The sequence below is a fragment of the Candidatus Regiella endosymbiont of Tuberolachnus salignus genome, assembly GCF_964020115.1.
GTDB lineage: Bacteria > Pseudomonadota > Gammaproteobacteria > Enterobacterales > Enterobacteriaceae > Regiella > Regiella insecticola.
Genome location: NZ_OZ026542.1, coordinates 2,203,673 through 2,220,257 on the forward strand (window position 1 = coordinate 2,203,673; position 16,585 = coordinate 2,220,257).

The following is a 16,585-nucleotide window of genomic DNA, read 5'->3' on the forward strand; positions in this document are numbered from 1 at the left end:
TCTTAGTAACAAGAGAATAGCTATGATAAAAGTAGGCATTATCGGTGCGATGGAGCAGGAAGTAATTCATTTACGTGCTCAAATTAAAGAATGCAAAATTCAGCCGTTGCGCGGATCATTAAAGGGAATTGAAATTTATACCGGTGAATTACAAGGTGTTAATGTTGCTTTATTGAAATCAGGTATCGGTAAAGTTTCCGCTGCAATGGGAACGACATTATTGCTTGATTCTTGTCAGCCGGATTATGTGATTAATACGGGCTCTGCCGGTGGATTAAGTAAGGATTTAAATATAGGGGATATCGTTATCTCTCAAGAAGTGCTCTACCATGATGTGGATGTGACGGCATTTGGTTATGCTAAGGGACAAATGGCGGGTTGTCCGGCAAGATTTAAAGCCAATGAAAAATTGATAAAGATGGCAGAAAAATGTTTACAGCAGTTAAAGTTATCTGTGGCAGAAACCTGTCCTGAGCCGTTAAATCCATCGTCGGTAACCGGCTTGATTTGCAGTGGTGATGCTTTTATCAATGGAGGTAAACCATTAAATGATATCCTCACTACTTTTCCAGACGCGATTGCGGTGGATATGGAAGCGGCGGCCATCGGTCACATTTGTCATCAATACGGGATCCCTTTTGTGGTCGTGCGTGCCATTTCGGATGTCGCCTGCCAAGAGTCTCATTTAAGCTTTGAAGAATTTCTAGACACAGCAGCAATACAATCTAGCGCATTGGTTGAAGCTATGTTAATCCACCTTAGCCAAGATTTATGTTAACCAATAAATTATCGGTGCATCTATTTTGGCAAAATATCAGCAAGCCACAGAGATTTTAAATTGGTTTTTAGGGTGCTTATACCCAATGAATTTCGAGTTACGGCAAGGGTGTGAGACCGATGAGCGTAGACTACTACCTGATGAGGCGAGCCCCCGCCGCCAACAACTCGGCGGCTTCAAAGACGAAGGGTATATATCGTTTTTTTATCGGCTTGCTAGGATATTGGTTAATCGCATTACCGGTATATGCCGCTGTAGAGCGGGTGATCAGCTTAGCACCGAGCACCACTGAACTCGCCTACGCGGCTGGATTAGGAGAAAAATTGGTAGCGGCCAGTGATTTTTCTGATTATCCGGCGGCGGCGAATAAATTAGAACGGGTTGCTTCTTGGCAGGGAATCAATGTTGAACGTATTTTAGCGTTAAAACCTGATCTGATCCTTGCGTGGCGCGGGGGAAATCCACAGCGTCCATTAGACCAACTGGCGGCGTTAGGTATCCCTATTTTTTATTCTGATGCGCGTAGTTTTGAACAGATAGCGCAAGAGTTGGAAAAACTGACAGCATATAGTCCGCATCCCGATCGTGCACGGCAAGCAGCGGCGCATATCCGCCAACGAAGTGCCGAATTATACCGCCAATATGGCCATCAATCTGTGCATCGCTCCTCACCGTTACGGATTTTAATACAATTGGGCACTCAGCCACTCTTTACCAGTTCAGCGGATACCTTGCAAAACGAAATCATTTTCTTGTGTGGTGGCGAAAATATTTTTGCCGATAGTCGAGTACCTTGGCCGCAAATCAGTCGCGAGCAAGTGTTGCGTCGTCAACCTCAGTTAATTGTTATCACTGGCCAATCTGCGGCGCATGTTAAAAATTTTTGGCTACCACAACTGAAGTTACCTGTGATCACACTCAATGAAGATTGGTTTAATCGCGCTGGGCCACGTAGCTTATTAGCTGCTGAACAACTATGCTCACAACTTGCTACTTTTTTGGCTCAATAACAGTGGAGGAACGATGGAAAATTTTATTAGGCTGTGCTTTTTTTTGTTGCTAATAGCAGGGAATGTTGCTTCGGTTGCTGCTGAGCATCCACTGCAGCATTATATTTATTTTTATCATCGAGATGCCGGTGGGGCTAACATCCGTGCAGACAAGGCATTGCACGATGCGCGTTTTAGTGGTGCACAAATTGTCTATACATGGCGCAATCTTGAGCCAAGCAAAGATCAATATGATTTTAGTGCAATAAAAGAAGATCTCCTTTATCTAAATTCGATTGGAAAACAGCTTTGGATCCAACTCCAGGAAAAGTCTTTCACTCCTCATTACAATGTACCTGACTATATTTTGCAGGATCCATTATATAAAGGCGGTGTGCTTAAACAGAGCATGTTGACGGCTCCGGAGCGTGATCCTAATAAACCGCCTGCTGCCGACGAATATGGCTGGTCAGCCAAAATGTGGGAACAACCTGTTCGAAAACGTTATCAAAAACTGGTTCAGCAGTTAGGGCGTGAATTTGATGGAAAAATTGCCGGGATTAATTTTAGTGAAAGCTCGATCGATATCGGAATAGAAAACGCAGATGGCAGCACGACCTTTCCTGTCGATTTTACCCCCAAAGCTTATATCGATGCGGTGCGAGAAAATATGCAAGTGCTTGCAGGGGCGTTCAAAAAATCCATCCCGATGGTCTATCTTAATTTTGTGCCAGGCGAATGGTTGCCATGGGACGACAAAAACTATATGCGTAGTTTGTTTGCGCAAGCAGAAAAACTCAAAATGGGCATAGGTGGCCCCGATTTAATGCCCTACCGCAAAAGTCACATGGCGCAGAGTTATGGCTTTTTCAAAACCTTTCCCTCTACGTTGGTAAAAGGCATGGCGGTACAAGAAGGTAATCTTCGCCAAATTAATCCTAAAACAGGTAAAAAAAATACAGTGGCGGATATTCTTGATTTTGCCCAGCATTATTTAGGATTAAATTATATTTTTTGGGTTGAAGATGAACCCTATTTTAGCGATGAAGTACTCAGGCAGCTGCCCGGTAAAAATTAATTCATCCTGGTCTGTAATGGCCAAATTTTAGCCTCTCCTTTTATAAACACATCACCTTTATTCCCTAGGGAGAGAGGGGGGGCATTTGTACTGTCTGTACTCCTCCGACTTGAATCAAATTAGACTGATTCTGCTATATAGGAATCGGGTTGCCTTTGAAATAAAACGCCGTCAATGATCTTAAGTGATAAATGAGTAATAAAAGATTGAGAAGGAAAATAACGATTATTGTGACTAGGCTTAATAAGCGACAGCAACTCAAGGCATATCAAATGGGGTTGATTGGAAAATGGGAGATGAGTATATGAAAACAATAAAAACTCTGTTGAGCGTGTTATCTATCTTATTATTATCAACGGTGGCTTCAGCTTCTCATGAAAGAACCATTTCAAATATATGCCAAGAACTTTGGAAGTCTGGAAAGATTCAGTTCTTCCCATCAAAAATATGCTTACATAAGAAAACCGTTGTCAATACAGATAATACACTTTCTCAATCAGAAAAAGATGTGACAGTACAGCAAACAACAACGCATGCAGAAAATTTATCTTCTAATAAAGAGAAAGATGCATTCTCAGAACATATGCCTCCTGTGGATTGGTAACGTTATTCAAGACAACTAAAAAAAGTCAGCTGTTTCTATTGTAGTTATTTTTAATAAAAAGCAAAGATATCATTATATTAAATAAAATTTTGAGGCACGATATAGCCAAATCAGTTTAATTTGATTCAAGGCGGAGGAGCGCAGACAGTACAAATAGTACGGCAAGTGATGACAACACAGAATCAAATTAAACTGACTTGGCTATATGAAAAAGATAACGGTTTGTTGACAGTAGAGGGCATCTTATTATGAGTTAACGATATATTCCTATCGTCTCATTGTGATTTCATACTTTTAATTATCATCGCGTTAATGAATGCCATTATGTTTTTAATCTAATGGTGCGAGATGCTGTGGTTTATCTTAAAAAAAGGGGGGGATCATTTTACGTCCCACTTGCGAAATGTTTTGATTATAAATTTGATTCAAGTCGGAGGAGCACAGACAGTACAAATAGTACGGCAAGCGACGACAACACAGAATCAAATTAAAATGTTTTGACTATATTACATAACTATCTTAATTCTGTTTAATTCAATCGCTTTAATATGGAGTTTCGTTTATGAATGGAAGCAATGGAGTACAAAGCAATTCGCTGGTTGATACAAACACTTATAGCAGCAGGGGCAATAATAACTTCGCCTCTATGGTGAGTTCTTGGGATATCCCCGAAGTCACAGCGCACAATGGTGGAGATACGCATTATGACGGTCAAATCATTATTCAGTTACAAAATGATCGGGTTGTTGCCAAATCTGCTGGCTATTTGGTAGGCAAACATAAGAACTCAGTATTAGTACAATTAGATAAAAATGGCTATTACCGTGTCGTTTTTGGTGATGCAAAAAAATTGAAAGGAAAACTGCGTTGGCAGCTGGTCGGTCATGGTTTTGTCCGGGGCACTGAGGTTACCTTGGCATATCAGTCCGCTAGAGTACTGGCGAACAATCTACAAGGCTTTCATCACGCCTTCGGGGCTAAATTCAAAATTAATCAGGATCCCCACTCCATTAGCTTGGTGGGTTGTTCATTGATCGACACGAGTAAAGAAGGTGGTTTTGCTTGGCAATTTGCTCAAGAACTCGGTAAACACGATATCTACTCTAATGTCTCCGCCCACAGTGCCGAAATGGCGGTTACGCCCCGCGGTCAAAAAATGACACTGGATAGCCGTGGCTCTTGGCATCATAAGGCCAGTGAAAATAAATTAATTCTAACTTGGAATAAACAAGGTCGATTAGTCCCGACCACGGATCTGTCGATACGTTTGCAGCGGGTGTTAAGCCTAGTCGATAACCTAGCCTCAGGTGAACTGAAATATAGGGCATTGAATTTGGAAGAGCTTGCTGATTTGAACGATGCATTTCAATCGAAGCAAGGGAAGTTAGATGTTAAACGGCTAATGCTAACCGCATTTAATAACATGGATTATTTGGCGTGGCGTCACGAAATCTATCAACTGTTACAACTACAAGATACCCATCATCCTCAATTATCAGGATTAAGCGTACAAGCTGCATTGCAGCAGAGTCAACAGTGGAACAAAATCCAGGCAAAAAGCATTGTTGCACTGGCTGAGGCGAGTATGAAACAAAATGGCAGCGCTGTCAGTATCCAAATGCAAATCGCGCCACAAGGATTATATATTGGTGGCAGTGAGCTACACACGCAATCTAACGCTATCAGTTTAGGGCTGGCTTGGCTCCATGCCCGATATTTGGGAACACCGGAAACCCGTCGCCTGTTAAATGGTTTACTTACCCATACCCTGATTAACGAACAAAAAGCGGATGCTGATGGGATGATTACCGACGGCGAAATGATCCAGGCCAATCTTTTCCGTCAGCAATTTATCAAATTACAAAATTTTGATTTAAATGATAAAAAACTTTTTACTCAGCAACTGATATCACCCTTTGATTGGAAACCCGGTTATTATTTGTTTAAAAGCCAACACCATGCGTTGATGCTAGCCAGCCAGATTGAAAACGGGCAGCATATTTACTATCTGTACGATCCCCATGTTGGCGAAATACGCTGTAGTGGTAAAGACAGCGCTAAGAGCAGCCTAGCGCTTAATGCAATACTAAATGATTACTTGCAAGGTAGAAACGCGCTGTTGGATCCTGACACTCGAGCAGAGCAATACGGGGTAACGCAAAAAAATAATCAATATCACTTCACCGTCTACCAAGTGAATATCGCTAATGCTGTTCAGCAATTACCCGCCTTGACTCAACTGCAAACATTATTGGTGGACTTTCGTACTCACCAACAGAGGATGACACAGGCAGGAGATGTCCGCCTTGGTAATGTTACCCTGCCAGCGCACGCACTCAGCCAAATGGGTGCAAACATTGACGGGGAGCCGCTTTCCCCCCGTCATCTCACTGACGCTTCTCGGCTTGCCAGGTTACGTTTTTTCCCCGCACAACTGAATAATTACCTAATGCAACTGGATAAAAATGATCCTGTTGCTATCCAGGCCGTTATGTTACTAAAACAACAAATCTTCGTGCAAAAAGGGAGGCTTGCGGATCTGTTAACAACGAGCAAGAATCAAAGTATGCACGAAGTCTCCATCGTGCTATTAGATAAAATTAATTACCATGTAAAAAATGGACATATCATGTCTGGCTTATGGTCATCGTTGCACGATGCCACAGTGTGGGGGCGCTTTAACCGTTCAGTCCATCGTGTCGGCGTAGGAATGCAAGGATATGGCTACACTCGCGGTATCTATGACTTGATTAAATATCGAGCAATGCTCAAGCGTGATGATCTCACTGACGAAGAAAAAAACGAGTTGGTCTACGAAAGAAATTTAGCGCTGGCTTCGTTTGGCTCTAATGTGTTGATCGATGCGACCCAATACGGCTTGGTTAAATGGGGACAACAGCTTGCTTCTACAGGCCCGACGGCTATGATCAACCGTACCCAGCATATGTTCAATAAATTTTTTCGCGGGCATAGAATAACAGGTACAGCCATGCTTACCGGTGCTCGCCTAGGGCAGATGCGCTTTAATGCCAGTACTAAAATAGCAAAATTTGGTGGGTCGACGTTAACGATTTTATCGAGTGGCTTTGATATTTATAGTGCTTATCGAGCATTTTCTCAGTTCACGATCACGGATAATGCTGAAACCCGGCAAGATCTTATCTTCACCGGGTCATTAGCTGTTATCTCTGCCGCGGTTAACATTAGTGTTGGCATTGCCTTTGCTGCGGGGGGAACATCAGCCACATTGGCTGGATCATTAGGTGTTGCTTTGGGTGTTGCTATCATCATGGTGAGTCAAGCTTATTTTGCTAGCCGTACCATGGAAAAAATCAAAAAAAATATCGTATTAACGACATTTGAACAACTAGAAAATACGAGCCGGCTCTTTTTCGGCTTGGATCTAAGCAAAGACGTGCAAAATAGATTGGCAAAATTGGAAAGCCAAAAAGCAGTACGTAAAGAATATGACCGACAGTTAGATGAACATGCGGGTAAAATTCTGGAAAAATCGGCGCAACAGGCTGATGTCATCTATTATAGCCGTGGTGATTTTACTTTATTAGAAAAAGAGTACTTGACATTAATATTAGTTTCTCCTGGTGTGACATTTGTCAAACCGGCTGATCAGAATTTGATTATTTTAGCCGAGAAAGTTCGTCTACAAGATATAGGTAAAGTGCAGCGAGAACAGGCTCATCGATTAAAAGAGGGATCCTTTGCCACGCATAACAGTGGATTATTTTATTTTGAGCCAACAGCGTTACATAGCATTGACGATAACATTGATGTTAATACCAATACCGCTGATAGTTATACTCAGGATAGCGTTAGAAGGCTGACTTTATCGGAGATGTCGTTAAACCAGCCAAGTCGTACTAATCCTTATTTAGCAAACCATGACATAGCGAATATTCCTGGCAATGCAGATGATCTGTTGGCGATTAATCCAGAGCAACAGGCGGGTAATGCTGCTTTTTTTGAACTGGGAGGAGGTAATGATACTGTCATTGGCTACCGAAATAAAAAAAATGTTTTTACCGTGGGGGCAGGTTTTAAACAATATACCGGAGGTCAATTAGCGGATACTTTTTATTTAATGGGCGCTATTCCCCCGCAACAGGCCAGTATACTCAATGGTAAAGGATCCGCTCCATTACCCGCTGCACAACAAAATAGACATATTCCTGATAAAAATAAGTTAATAGATAACGATACACTGGTTGCTGCTGGTTCTCTCCCCGTCGGAGCCAGTGGTTATGTGATCGATCTTATGCAAGGTGAAGTCCGTTATATTGGCATGAATGCCCTCGTTGCTACTGTCGTTAATATTGAGCATGCGTTGGGGCACGCTAAAACGGGAGATATTTTGATAGGTGATGAGGGTGATAACCAGCTCAATGGTCGAGGAGGTTTAGATTATCTCCAGGGGCGAGGTGGTAATGATGTTCTGTCACTAGAGCAGGGAGAAGCGGAAGGTGGCACTGGGATTGATACTTATTGTATTTTGCAAAATTCACAAACAAGAGACGTCACAATAACGTTGCATGATCCTTTAATGTCAAATAATGGCGTGCCAGAGGTTAATAATATTATGCTCAACCATAATATTGATCAAATAGACAGGATCTCATTATTGGCGGAAAGTCATAGCGGATCAAAGTATTCAGTATTCATCAGCTTATGGAACGATAATGGCACGCAAACGACGCTATTATTAAAGAATGCTTATCAGCTTGTTGTTGATAATAATAAGCAGCTTAAGCAGGCTAACCAATATATTTTGTCAACCCGTGACGGGTTATTATTATTTCCTGAATGGCCAGAAATCCTTGAACAAGATGACAGTGGCAATTGGCTGTTTTTTTCTGCTTTTAAAGCACAATACAGCATTGTGCATGATCAAAGTTTGCAGGAATTTTTTGCCAATAATCCATCAGCTACCCCCAAAATTGAGTTGCAACAGGATAATGGTCGTGGGCAAGGGCAAATCACCATCAATGGTATCACCAAGTTATTGCCTGAATATGTCCGGCTTGTGGCTGAAGATTCGCCGTTTAATGATCATATTAAGGGAGATAAATTCAATAACATGCTCCACAGTCGTCGAGGTAATGACATCTTAACAGGCGGAGAAGGCGCTGATATTTATTATCTTCATGATGATCCGATAGAAAAAAATACCCATCGAACCATTTCGATTAATAACGAAGACATGGAAAACACTCATCAGCTGGATTTGTTAATACTTCCGGTCTTTATTGAACAAATCAAGCATATTAGACAAGAAGATAACGATATCATTTTAGGTCCCTTCGAATCATCTAGCGGGTACGTTGAGGTACGTATGCTGAATTTTATGCGCGATGCCCGTTACCGCCATATTCTTTTGGTGGATAAAAATGGGGATTTCCATCCGCTGGATGTTGACAAACAAGGGCGTCCTTATCTCGGCCATAAACTGAGTGAAACACAGGCAACGGAAGGAGATGACGTTATTCTTTTATCCAATGTTGTCACACTGACGGATAATACTTTTTTTGCTCTGGCCGGTGACGATGTTGTTATTGATACCAGTGAATACGATCATAGCTTATTCGGAGGGGAGGGTAATGATATTTTGATCGTCAGGGGTAAAGGAATAAAAAGAGTAGATGGTGAGGAAGGAGATGATCAGCTATTCGGCGATACGGGTAACGATGAACTGTATGGTAGTGCGGGAAGCGATAAACTTTATGGGGGCAAAGGCAATGATGATCTTTTTGGGGGGCAAGGAGATGACAGTTATATTTTTGATCCTGATGATGGCTGGGATCTCATCAAGGATATAGGGGGGAATGATACTATTATCTTTGCTGGCGGCATCACAAAAAAAGAAATTTTTCTTCAGAAGAAGGGGGAGGATCTAGAAATACTGCTGGCTGAACATAGCATCACAGTAGAAGAATATTTTAAATCGCCTTCGAATAGAATCGAAAAAATCCAAACGGTAGATGGTGAACTCAGTGGTAGTAATATTGATACATTGGTATCCAGCCTTTCTTCATTCGATCCTCAGCAACGTTTGAGCTTGATGTCAGAAAATGCAAATTTCTCTCGCCTTTATACTACCTTGTGGTCAAATGTAAGCAATCTGACGGGCACTTGAGATTTATAGCCTTCGCTTTTCCAGTTACGGCGGCGTTGGCAGCGATCACTCATTCCAGCCGTGTATCGATTCGATTGATTGCCGCCTTGCCGTAACTCGAAATTCATTGGGTATATCACCCGTTGATAAAACTGGTGGGTCGTGCAGGGCTTGAACCTGCGACCAATTGATTAAGAGTCAACTGCTCTACCAACTGAGCTAACGACCCGGTTGCTGGCGATTATTCCTTTCTTAAGTACGACTGTCAAATACTTCATTCATTTTTTCGATAAACGGCTTGCAAAACCTACTGCGAAGAGCGAATTCTATACCCAATGAATTTCGAGTTACGGTAAGGGGGTTTTGCAAGCCGTCTGATTTTTGCAAGAAAATAAAGATAAATGCAGCGTGTTTGTTCTCTTAATTTATATAATCGAAAGGTTAATTTAGCGGCTAAAAATATTACTAAAAAATGTAAACAAAAGAGAATATGAAAAAATGGTAGAGCAAACGGAAATTGATACAAGCTTGAAGCAAAAAAAGCACCAGCACCTGCAACGTAGTCTTACCAATCGCCATGTTCAATTAATTGCTATTGGTGGTGCCATTGGCACCGGATTATTTATGGGATCAGGTAAAAGTATTGCGCTTGCCGGTCCTTCAATTATCTTCGTATATATGATCATCGGATTTATATTATTTTTTGTGATGCGGGCAATGGGAGAACTGTTATTGTCTAATTTGCAATACCGTTCATTTAGCGATTTTGCTGCTGATTTTTTAGGTCCCTGGGCTGGATTTTTTACCGGTTGGACATATTGGTTTTGTTGGATAATTACCGGTATCGCGGACATAGTCGCTATCACGGCATATACGCAGTTTTGGTTTCCAGAATCTTCGCATTGGGTGGCATCTTTATTAGCCGTTTTATTATTATTTTTACTGAATTTAACCGCAGTAAAGTTGTTTGGTGAAATAGAGTTTTGGTTTGCTATGATCAAAATCATCGCTATCGTTGCATTGATTGTGGTTGGTTTCGGGATGATTTTGATAAATTACCTGCCTTTGTCATTTTCCTCTGGCGCTTCTGTGCATCATTTATGGCAAGACGGTGGTATGTTTCCGAAAGGTTTAATGGGATTTTTTGCCGGTTTTCAAATAGCCATTTTTGCTTTTGTTGGTATCGAACTGGTAGGCACCACCGCGGCGGAAACCAAAGATCCTGAAATAGTATTACCACGTGCTATCAACTCGATTCCTATTCGTATTATTGTATTTTACGTTTTTTCATTGATCACGATTATGTCAGTCACGCCTTGGCGTTCTGTCACGCTTAACCAAAGCCCTTTTGTCGAATTATTTGTTTTAGTTAGTTTCCCTGCTGTCGCCAGTGTGATCAATTTTGTTGTATTAACCTCAGCGTTATCATCGGCTAACAGCGGTGTTTTTTCTACCAGCAGAATGCTTTTTGGCCTCGCTAAAAAAGGCAATGCGCCTAAACAATTTAGTCATTTATCACGTTATTCGGTACCGGCGCATGGGCTGACGTTTTCTTGTGTTTGCTTGCTCGGAGGGGTGATTTTAATCTATCTGATCCCTGATGTTATGAGGGTATTTACTTTAGTGACGACAGTGTCAGCGGTTTTGTTTATATTCGTTTGGTCAATGATTTTATGCTCTTATCTTATCTACCGAAAAAAACGACCCGAATTGCATAAAAAATCGCGATATAAAATGCCCGCCGGTATTTTTATGTCATGGATTTGTCTGGTTTTTTTTGCTTTTATTATCCTGTTGTTAACATTTGAAACCCATACCCGGCAAGCCTTAATGGTAATACCCTTGTGGTTTATTATTTTATCAATGGTTTATTGGCTATTACAGAAACGCAAACAGCCATGAAAAGAGTAGACTTCTTGCATAATATTTTATTCGATGTGCTTACCTCCACCCTGAAAAATAGGGTGGGGGGTAAGCAGATTGACATCCTCCCCGCCCTGAAGGCCGAGGTTTTACGGCATATACCCTTCGCCTTTCAAGTTACGGCGGCGTTGGCTGCTCACCCTCATCCTCTGTCATGTACTACCTGTACACTCCTGGGATTCGATTGATTGCCGCCTTGCCGTAACTCGAAATTCATTGGGTATACAGGATAAAAAACAGCTTAAAAATTTGCGGATCATCACGCCAATAAACTTAATGGCGCCCAGAATGACCAAACCCACCGGTTCCTCGTTCGCTACTGGTAAACTCTTCAACAATATTAAATTCTGTTTTTACTACAGGTATCAATACCATTTGAGCAATACGATCCCCTGGCTTGATATTAAAAGGCTGGTTACTGCGGTTCCATATTGACACCATTAATTGACCTTGATAATCAGAGTCGATTAATCCGACTAAATTACCTAATACAATCCCATTTTTATGGCCTAATCCAGAGCGGGGCAAAATAACGGCCGCTAAATTGTGGTCGGCAATATGGACAGCTAATCCGGTTGGTAATAAAACGCAATCACCAGGGGCGACATTTAACGGCTCATCTAAACAGGCACGTAAATCCAACCCGGCAGAGCCAGGGGTTGCATAGCAAGGTAAAGGAAATTCTTTGCCGATTCTTGCATCCAATATCTTAACGTCGATTTTTTTCTTCATAAAGGTTCACAATCTCATCGATGAGGCGTTGACTAAGGGAAAATTTATCGCTATGCGCTAAATATTTGTCCCCTGACTGCCAAAAAAGGTGCAAAGCATTAGTATCACTATGAAACCCATGCCCTGTCAGGGATACATCGTTGGCGCAAATAAGATCCAAATTTTTTTGGATCCGTTTTTGGCGTGCATATTTTTCTACATTATCAGTTTCAGCAGCAAATCCAACGACAAAGGGACGATTTTCAACCATCGCGGCAACACCAGCAACAATATCTGGATTTTTTATCATTCTCAGGCTGATTTCCTCTGGTTGCTTTTTAATTTTTTTATCTGAGATTTGAACTGCCCGATAATCTGCTACAGCGGCACATGAAATAAAAATGTGCTGGGTTGCGGCATTTTTTTGCACTAGATGTTGCATTTCTAACGCACAGGTTACATCAATACGTTTAACGCCGGGCGGTGTCACTAAATTGACCGGCCCGGCGATTAAAGTCACTTGTGCTCCGCGATCTATTGCAGCCTGAGCGATAGCAAATCCCATTTTTCCTGAGCTGTGATTACTAATAAAACGCACTGGATCTAAAGCTTCACGGGTAGGTCCGGCGGTAATCATAATGTGCAGATGTTTTAGGTCTTGTCTACTCGCAAAATGGGCTTGTATTAAATCGACAATGTTATCAGGCTCAAGCATTCTACCAGGGCCGACATCACCGCACGCCTGACTACCACTGTCAGGACCCCATATTATCAGGCTGCGCTTAGCGAGCAATTTAATATTATCCTGAGTAACACTAGTGCGATACATTTGTTGATTCATAGCAGGGACTAGCGCGATAGGGGCGGCACTGGCGAGACAAAGACTGGTTAACAGATCATTGGCCATCCCTGTGGCGATCCGTGCTAATAAATCTGCGCTAGCAGGCGCTATAACGATCAGATCAGCCCATTTAGCTAATTCAATATGCCCCATGGCCGCTTCTGCGCTGGAATCGAGTAAATTATCATAAACTGGATACCCTGAAACTGCCTGTAACGTGAGTGCAGTAATAAAAGAATGCGCGGCTTCTGTCATTACCACCCGGATCTGGACGCCTCTTTCACGTAAACGGCGTATCAATTCGGGGCATTTATAGGCTGCAATACCCCCGCTGATACCAAGCACAATACGTTTTCCTAGCAATTTGCTCATTGTGATGATCTTTAATACAAGCGTTAAGGTGCGCTATTTTAGCATAATTGTTAAGCCAATTTTGCGGAGTATCCCGCATATTTCTCAAAACGAAATCGCGCAGAAGTTTGTTGAATGGCATACTGATAATGTGGTTATGGTGAGAAAAGTAGGAGCTCAGGGATGAATGCATGGCCTGGATGTATGCCGCCTCGGGAGAAATTACTAAAATTTGGTGCTGCGTCACTCACTGACACCGAGCTACTCGCCATTTTTTTGCGTACCGGAGTAGCGGGGATACATGTGATGGAAATGGCCGGAAATTTAATCGCGGAATTTGGATCTCTTCATAATTTAATGTCTGCTGACTATCCGACACTCTGCGCACAAAAAGGATTGGGAGAATCTAAATATACACAAATTCAAGCGATATCCGAATTAGCTACTGTATTTTATTTACAATAAAAATCAATGCATTAAAATACAAAGGTCACAATCGATCAAAATAAGGTCACAATGCCTATTGGATTATTTTATCTCCTAACATCTTACTTGATAACCTAAAAATCATAAATTGATATCAGATTTCGTCCCACTCACTCCCTCTGCTATCACGGTATTTATCTGTCATAGCGGAGGATTTATGTCCCAGCAATTTTTGTGCAAAATCCTTACCTCTGGCTTCACTATGTAGCCTTGCGGATAAACTTCTGATTTCGTGAAATGAGGGCGGTGTACCTTGCCATGTCAAGCCTGATTTTTTTCTTGAATTTGCAAAAGTTATCGATAGATAGAACTGACTGAAGCAGGTTTTATTCCTTCCCGCAAAGACATAATTTTCACTCTTTATTTGTTGCCGACAATCATTGAGAACACCTTCAAGGCTCTTATCAATCACTTCCAGACTCAAGGTTAAGGGAATCGCCAATTTCATCCCTGTTTTCTGTTGCTTTACCCACCATTTCCCATCATAAATATCGTGCCACCGCATCTGTTGGATATCTCCCACTCTTTGACCTGTCAGCAAGGCTAAATCCATACTCAGCGCTACCCACGGCTGCCGTTTGTTTGCCACCCCTCTAATTACCAGAAAATCTTCCAGTGATAAGCGTTCTCTCTGTACCTGTACACGAGGGCTTTTTGTCGCTGTAGCCGGATTAGTTGCCAAATGCCCTTCTGCAATCGCTTCATTAAACATATCGATCAACAAACTACGGATTAATTTGGCGGTGGTGGTTTTACCTTGAGCGCTGTAACTGTTTATAAATTCAGCAATCTCTTTGGTAGTAAGGGTATTCAGCGTTTTATCAGCAAAAGCACGGGCGACAGGTACTAATCTTTTCTGATAGTCTTGAATCGTTTTTGGACGAAGGCCACGTTGATGCAATTTTTCTTTAAATCGGGTTATCCATTCTGTCACTGACAGCGTATTGACCGCGTTAATTCTGTCTACCAGGCTATGGTGCTGGTCAAAAATCTGCATATTCATTGCAACGGCTTCGTTGATCGCCATGCGTTTCACGCTACCTACGCCGTATTCCTTACCCGTCCGTGGGTCTCGGTAGCAATAATAGCCGTTATTGCGCACATACAGATTGGGTGGCAAATCTCGGTTAGCCGGCTTTCTTTTACGTGCCATGATACAGTTTCTCCATTAAGCGCTTTCTGGCGTAACTTGCGGGGGTTGTTAGGTCGATTTTCACGGCATCAGCCTTGACGAGGTATTCTCGGCCATCGAGCCGAGGGGGTGGTTGTATGACACCAGAGCGTACCCATCGGCGTACTTGTTCCATGCAACGCGGGCGGGGTTGGTTTTCATTCCATTGCTTAAGGCTGACTTCCATTGTCGTTTTCTCTTTGTTAAGGTTAAAAATGTCATCACTTCGTCCGTGTTTTAAACGGAAAAGTTACAGAAGGTCATTTGAATAAATTTATTTCAACAATAAAAAATAATGACGGCTCCTCTTTAATAAAAAGAAGTCCGTCAGTGATGAAAAAAGTAAGGGGGTGAATGATGATTAATCAACAAAAATAATAGTATTAACAATTTTCAGGTATTATTATCCTCCTTCTTATTTTTGGCAAAAAATGGCGTTAAATATCTATCCAGTTTATCCGATAAAAATAACCGAAATCAAAATAGCGATTATTTTTATTTTATTCTGTCATGATATTTTTTAATTTTCCAGCTTGGCAATAATATTATCGCAAGCGCTTTCAGCATAATGCTCGATCAGGTAATGAATGAAATTATCTGGCGTGACCGTGCAACCACAATGAACGCTCACCGAAGCGGCGGATTTTTCCAGTGTTTGGTAGAGTGGGGTGGAAATAGTTATTTTCTTTTCCGTCTCAGAAGATAACATGCGTTTTCTCCTGCTTAAATAAACACATTAATCGAGTAAACCAGGTTTTATTTTTTTCTCTCCGTTTGGCAGCTAATAGCTTATTCCTTAATGCGCGTTTTCTGATTCTGCTTTGTCTGTTACTCATTACAATCTCTCCTCTCTTCAATACACCGTATTTCACGTGAGATAACGTCTTGGAAAAATAACGATCAAAACCAGTTTGATGATAAAAGGTTTTAAATTCCCGCAATGAATTTACTTTTACCTTTGGATCGATAATACCTATTCTATTTTTTATTATCGTGATTTCCCTGGTGTTAAAAGTGCGTAATAAATAAAAGATAATCTGCCATTCAGATAGCGTAAAAATATCTGATGGGAGGTAATGAAAAAGTATCGGGCTTTTTGCCATAAAAAACCGTGCCCACACAGCGGCCTTCTTGATTATACAGCGGGAAGATTTCGTATAAATAAGGGTGGCGTTTTTGCTTATGCCTCAATAAATGCGCTTTTATCAGCGTCGTTCTTTGTCCGCTTTTAATGACGTTTTTTTCTTCCTGGCGTAGATTAGCCAAAAATTCTGCCACGCAGGACGGCAGTTCATCATGCCGTTTGCCGATAATATCGACTCCCGGTGGTAAATTAAAACAATCCAGAAAAGCACGGTTGGTATAAATAAAACGCGAGTGCCTGTCTTTGATTCCCCAGCTATCTAGACTCTTGTCCATCAGCGCGGTTAGGGGGAAGGTGTTTAATTCCAGTGCTATCGTCTTCATCGGCGGTTCTTCACCTCTTCACGCCCTCTCCTCAATAGAAGAGGGTCAGTTACTTAGCC

General features: G+C 41.7%; 14 protein-coding genes, 1 tRNA gene and 1 pseudogene. 8 read left to right on the forward strand and 8 right to left on the reverse strand.

Annotation, left to right across the window (positions count from 1 at the left end; genetic code table 11):
• The first annotated feature begins 25 nt into the window (after nucleotides 1-25).
• The 6 genes from mtnN (at nucleotide 26) to AACL30_RS10980 (ending at nucleotide 9,597) form a co-directional block, all read left to right on the forward strand.
• Nucleotides 26-778: a 5'-methylthioadenosine/S-adenosylhomocysteine nucleosidase gene (mtnN, locus tag AACL30_RS10955; RefSeq protein ID WP_039908615.1), complete on the forward strand. Its 753-nt coding sequence runs from the start codon at nucleotides 26-28 to the stop codon at nucleotides 776-778.
• 85 nt (nucleotides 779-863) lie between these two features.
• A complete protein-coding gene (locus AACL30_RS10960; protein ID WP_339056676.1) occupies nucleotides 864-1,070 on the forward strand; it encodes a hypothetical protein in 207 nt (68 codons plus the stop codon).
• The gene (gene btuF, locus AACL30_RS10965; protein ID WP_339056677.1) at nucleotides 991-1,788 is read left to right on the forward strand and encodes a vitamin B12 ABC transporter substrate-binding protein BtuF; all 798 of its coding nucleotides are present in this window, start codon (nucleotides 991-993) and stop codon (nucleotides 1,786-1,788) included. Before AACL30_RS10960 ends, btuF begins: the two co-directional genes overlap by 80 nt.
• Before the next feature lie 13 nt (nucleotides 1,789-1,801).
• A complete protein-coding gene (locus AACL30_RS10970; protein ID WP_339056678.1) occupies nucleotides 1,802-2,845 on the forward strand; it encodes a hypothetical protein in 1,044 nt (347 codons plus the stop codon).
• A gap of 289 nt (nucleotides 2,846-3,134) precedes the next feature.
• A complete protein-coding gene (locus AACL30_RS10975; RefSeq protein WP_339056679.1) occupies nucleotides 3,135-3,449 on the forward strand; it encodes a hypothetical protein in 315 nt (104 codons plus the stop codon).
• Between the two features lie 562 nt (nucleotides 3,450-4,011).
• Nucleotides 4,012-9,597 carry a C80 family cysteine peptidase gene (locus AACL30_RS10980; RefSeq protein ID WP_339056680.1) on the forward strand — a complete coding sequence of 1,862 codons (5,586 nt, stop codon included), beginning with the start codon at nucleotides 4,012-4,014 and terminating at the stop codon, nucleotides 9,595-9,597.
• A gap of 132 nt (nucleotides 9,598-9,729) precedes the next feature.
• On the opposite strand, the gene AACL30_RS10985 is transcribed toward AACL30_RS10980, so the two are convergent.
• Nucleotides 9,730-9,805 (reverse strand) — tRNA-Lys (locus AACL30_RS10985).
• A 269-nt stretch (nucleotides 9,806-10,074) separates the two neighbouring features.
• Between AACL30_RS10985 and cycA the strand changes: the two genes are divergently transcribed.
• Entirely contained in the window at nucleotides 10,075-11,478 is a 1,404-nt protein-coding gene (cycA, locus tag AACL30_RS10990) for a D-serine/D-alanine/glycine transporter (RefSeq protein ID WP_339056681.1), read from the forward strand.
• 294 nt (nucleotides 11,479-11,772) lie between these two features.
• On the opposite strand, the gene dut is transcribed toward cycA, so the two are convergent.
• Both dut and coaBC read right to left on the reverse strand, forming a co-directional pair.
• Nucleotides 11,773-12,231: a dUTP diphosphatase gene (gene dut, locus AACL30_RS10995; protein WP_006706918.1), complete on the reverse strand. Its 459-nt coding sequence runs from the start codon at nucleotides 12,229-12,231 to the stop codon at nucleotides 11,773-11,775.
• Nucleotides 12,209-13,423 carry a bifunctional phosphopantothenoylcysteine decarboxylase/phosphopantothenate--cysteine ligase CoaBC gene (gene coaBC / locus AACL30_RS11000; protein ID WP_339056682.1) on the reverse strand — a complete coding sequence of 405 codons (1,215 nt, stop codon included), beginning with the start codon at nucleotides 13,421-13,423 and terminating at the stop codon, nucleotides 12,209-12,211. Before coaBC ends, dut begins: the two co-directional genes overlap by 23 nt.
• A gap of 162 nt (nucleotides 13,424-13,585) precedes the next feature.
• Here coaBC and AACL30_RS11005 point away from each other — a divergent pair.
• A pseudogene (locus AACL30_RS11005) lies at nucleotides 13,586-13,846 on the forward strand (UPF0758 domain-containing protein); the annotation flags it as partial.
• Nucleotides 13,847-13,982: 136 nt separating this feature from the next.
• Here AACL30_RS11005 and AACL30_RS11010 read toward each other — a convergent pair.
• From AACL30_RS11010 to AACL30_RS11030, 5 genes are all read right to left on the reverse strand, one after another.
• Complete coding sequence (locus tag AACL30_RS11010) at nucleotides 13,983-15,041, reverse strand: tyrosine-type recombinase/integrase (RefSeq protein ID WP_339056683.1); 1,059 nt, start codon at nucleotides 15,039-15,041, stop codon at nucleotides 13,983-13,985.
• Nucleotides 15,031-15,246, reverse strand: coding sequence for an excisionase (locus AACL30_RS11015; protein WP_006706706.1), 216 nt, complete (start codon nucleotides 15,244-15,246; stop codon nucleotides 15,031-15,033). Before AACL30_RS11015 ends, AACL30_RS11010 begins: the two co-directional genes overlap by 11 nt.
• A gap of 333 nt (nucleotides 15,247-15,579) precedes the next feature.
• A complete protein-coding gene (locus AACL30_RS11020; protein ID WP_339056684.1) occupies nucleotides 15,580-15,768 on the reverse strand; it encodes a hypothetical protein in 189 nt (62 codons plus the stop codon).
• A complete protein-coding gene (locus AACL30_RS11025) occupies nucleotides 15,755-15,895 on the reverse strand; it encodes a hypothetical protein (protein WP_339056685.1) in 141 nt (46 codons plus the stop codon). The genes AACL30_RS11020 and AACL30_RS11025 overlap by 14 nt, the downstream gene beginning before the upstream one ends.
• A 208-nt stretch (nucleotides 15,896-16,103) precedes the next feature.
• Nucleotides 16,104-16,526 (reverse strand): PAS domain-containing protein, encoded by a 423-nt coding sequence (locus tag AACL30_RS11030; RefSeq protein ID WP_339056686.1) that lies wholly within the window; start codon nucleotides 16,524-16,526, stop codon nucleotides 16,104-16,106.
• Between the last annotated feature and the right edge of the window lie 59 nt (nucleotides 16,527-16,585).

Bases quoted from the DNA above. Each gene is read 5' to 3' on its own strand.
- AACL30_RS10960 (WP_339056676.1), top strand. From the start codon at position 864: ATGAATTTCGAGTTACGGCAAGGGTGTGAGACCGATGAGCGTAGACTA.
- AACL30_RS10970 (WP_339056678.1), top strand. From the start codon at position 1,802: ATGGAAAATTTTATTAGGCTGTGCTTTTTTTTGTTGCTAATAGCAGGG.
- AACL30_RS10975 (WP_339056679.1), top strand. From the start codon at position 3,135: ATGGGAGATGAGTATATGAAAACAATAAAAACTCTGTTGAGCGTGTTA.
- AACL30_RS10980 (WP_339056680.1), top strand. From the start codon at position 4,012: ATGAATGGAAGCAATGGAGTACAAAGCAATTCGCTGGTTGATACAAAC.
- cycA (WP_339056681.1), top strand. From the start codon at position 10,075: ATGGTAGAGCAAACGGAAATTGATACAAGCTTGAAGCAAAAAAAGCAC.
- dut (WP_006706918.1), bottom strand. From the start codon at position 12,231: ATGAAGAAAAAAATCGACGTTAAGATATTGGATGCAAGAATCGGCAAA.
- coaBC (WP_339056682.1), bottom strand. From the start codon at position 13,423: ATGAGCAAATTGCTAGGAAAACGTATTGTGCTTGGTATCAGCGGGGGT.
- AACL30_RS11010 (WP_339056683.1), bottom strand. From the start codon at position 15,041: ATGGCACGTAAAAGAAAGCCGGCTAACCGAGATTTGCCACCCAATCTG.
- AACL30_RS11015 (WP_006706706.1), bottom strand. From the start codon at position 15,246: ATGGAAGTCAGCCTTAAGCAATGGAATGAAAACCAACCCCGCCCGCGT.
- AACL30_RS11020 (WP_339056684.1), bottom strand. From the start codon at position 15,768: ATGTTATCTTCTGAGACGGAAAAGAAAATAACTATTTCCACCCCACTC.
- AACL30_RS11025 (WP_339056685.1), bottom strand. From the start codon at position 15,895: ATGAGTAACAGACAAAGCAGAATCAGAAAACGCGCATTAAGGAATAAG.
- AACL30_RS11030 (WP_339056686.1), bottom strand. From the start codon at position 16,526: ATGAAGACGATAGCACTGGAATTAAACACCTTCCCCCTAACCGCGCTG.